This is a genomic window from Candidatus Hydrothermales bacterium (assembly GCA_039630235.1).
Classification (GTDB): Bacteria; Hydrothermota; Hydrothermia; order Hydrothermales; family JAJRUZ01; genus JBCNVI01.
In genome coordinates this window covers 237,841-240,305 of record JBCNVI010000002.1, presented here as the reverse complement: position 1 = coordinate 240,305, position 2,465 = coordinate 237,841, and the positions used below count along the sequence as shown (strand labels likewise).

Here is a 2,465-nt window from a genome sequence, read left to right as displayed (position 1 = left end):
TCCTATGTATTTTGAAATCAAATTTCTTATCTTTTTTTCGTCGATTAGGCTTTTTGAACTTATAAAAAGTTTACCTTCTTTGAAAAGTTTTAACTCCTCATCTTTTATCCTTAATCTAATGAAAAATCTATTCTCCTCGAAACCATCATAGTTTTTCCACTTCTCTTTTATTTTTTCATAATCAAAAGAGTTAAGCTTCATATAAACTGTATTTTCGGAGCAAAAAGTTATGATCTTTTGATCTTCCCTGTTTATAAACTCAAATTCTCCCCTTACGCAGAGTGGGCAATCTTTTCTCTTTTTCAATTTAAAATTTCTTAACGAATAGTCATCCGAAAAATCAACGTAAATCATTTTGTCTATATACTTTCTTTTTAAAGTAAAGTATTTAACAGCAAGATCGACCTGTATCTCTGCCACTAATCTAGCTATTATAGGATTAATCCCGTGAGTTTCACAGGTATCTATTCTTCCTCTTTTTGGAATTTCTTTAAAAAGACACCTATAACATGACCCCTCCCATGGGACAAAAAAAGAAACCTCTCCTCTTTCACCAACACAGGCACCATGAATCCATGGCACTCTTTTTTTAAAGGAAAATTCATTTATTAAAAATCTTGTCTCTAAGTTATCAACTGCGTCAACAATAAGAGAAATATCTTCATTAAAATCTTTTAAAAAAGATGGAGAAAAATCTTCAAAAAATATTTTTAAGTTTATACTTTCGTCTATAGACTTAATTTTTTCTTGAGAGGCAATTACCTTTGGTTTTCCCATCTCTGCATCTTCTTTGATGTAAAGTGGTGAGTTCAAGAGGTCATGGAATTCTACATAGTCTCTATCAACTAAGATCAAGTTTTTAAAGCCTATTCTAATCATAAGATCTAAGATGTTTGAGCCTAATGCACCAAGTCCAACAATTAAAACCTTGTGATATTTTAAAACATCAAGGTTTTTGCCCCAATTAAGTGGAAAAAGTCTAACTAACCTATTATCTATCATCTAAAAAGAACAACTGGAATTTTTGCCCAAACTTTATCTCCACTTTTAATAACTATTAGATAAACACCTGCTTTTTCAATTTTTCCTGAGTAATCTCTTCCATCCCAAATAATTTTTATCTTATTGTTAGATCTTATAATATCTAGATCTTTAACTTTTTTCCCCGCTAGGCTATAAACTGAGGCAAAAATAGTCTGTACCTTCTCCCCACACTCTAAAATGATTTCTAAATTTTCATTCTCTGGACTGAAAAATTTTTTATATTCTTTCACCTCAAGTTCCTCCTCCTCTTCTTTATAAATTATTCTCAGTACAGCCTTTAGATCAATACCTCTATCCCATACCCCGTCACAATCTTGATCAAGGGGAACTAAAAATACTGGGTAAATATCTCCCCTTTGCTCGGGCATAGAGCAAAAGATCCCATTTAATTCAAAACCAATCCAAAAATAAATATGTTTGGAGTTCTCAAGTATATTCTTTGGAACTTTAAAATTTATGAGGATTTCTCTACCTATTGTATCTGTATGGAAAGTTATACCCTTATTCGAGTATAAAACTTTATCACTTTTTATATCATAAGAAAAGAAATGTTTGAGTTTGACAGGAAATTTGGAGGAACTTTCAAGTTCGGGGAAAAAATATAGTCCCTCGTTCCCCGTACCTATAGCAAAGTAAACTTTATCAAACTTTGAAATTTTCAAATCAACATAAAAGTAGATACTATCCCATCCCGCATAAAGATCTGAAGATGAAGAAATGTAAATTGGATCTTCTTTTAAAAGCAAAATTAAAAGGAAATTTAATATTTTCATTGAAACTATTATAGAGCATATAATATTTAAGGTGCAATATTACATTTTTTCTGATTTTCATCTTGGTGTTTCTGAAGAGAGAGATAAAAAGGTTTTTGAGAAGTTCTTTAGTATTCTCGAAAAACTTGAAAAGGGGACTAAGATTGTTTTTCTTGGTGATATCTTTGATTTTTGGTTTGAATACAAAACTGTTTTACCAAAAGAAAATTTTTTATTTGTCTCAGAACTTTATAAATTTAAAGATAAATTTGAATTCCTCTATTTTACAGGGAATCATGACTTTTTCGTTAGAAATTTTGTACAAGGTTTTAATATGAGGATTTTCCAAAGAGAAAGAATTTTCCAAATAGGGGAAAAGAAAGTTCTATTTTCTCACGGTGATTTTTACTATCAAAGTGACTTAATAGGAACTTATTTTAACTACCTAGTTAGAAGTTCTTTTGTTAAATTTTTATTTTACATTCTTCATCCAGATATAGGAATAAAGTTGGCAAAGAGTATTTCAAAAATTTCAAGAAACACTTCTGAAAAGAAGGAGCCTAAAGAGGAAATTCCTGAGAGAGTAAAAAAATTCTTTAAAAAGGGAGGAGATATCTGTATTTTAGGACATTTTCACAAACCGATGTTTATTGAAATGGATCAAAAAAT

3 protein-coding genes are annotated in these 2,465 nt (G+C 30.0%); 1 reads left to right on the top strand and 2 read right to left on the bottom strand.

Annotation, left to right across the window (positions count from 1 at the left end; genetic code table 11):
* On the bottom strand, positions 1–1,002 hold a 1,002-nt coding region (locus ABDH49_03750; protein ID MEN3046083.1), incomplete at its 3' end, for a ThiF family adenylyltransferase.
* Complete coding sequence (locus tag ABDH49_03745; GenBank protein MEN3046082.1) at positions 999–1,817, bottom strand: hypothetical protein; 819 nt, start codon at positions 1,815–1,817, stop codon at positions 999–1,001. The genes ABDH49_03745 and ABDH49_03750, both read right to left, overlap by 4 nt.
* 31 nt (positions 1,818–1,848) lie before the next feature.
* On the opposite strand from ABDH49_03745, the gene ABDH49_03740 reads away from it, so the two are divergent.
* Positions 1,849–2,465: metallophosphoesterase (locus ABDH49_03740; protein MEN3046081.1), on the top strand; the 617-nt coding region annotated here is incomplete at its 3' end.

Excerpts from the sequence above, each read along its gene's own strand:
- ABDH49_03745 (MEN3046082.1), bottom strand. The coding sequence starts at position 1,817 with ATGAAAATATTAAATTTCCTTTTAATTTTGCTTTTAAAAGAAGATCCA.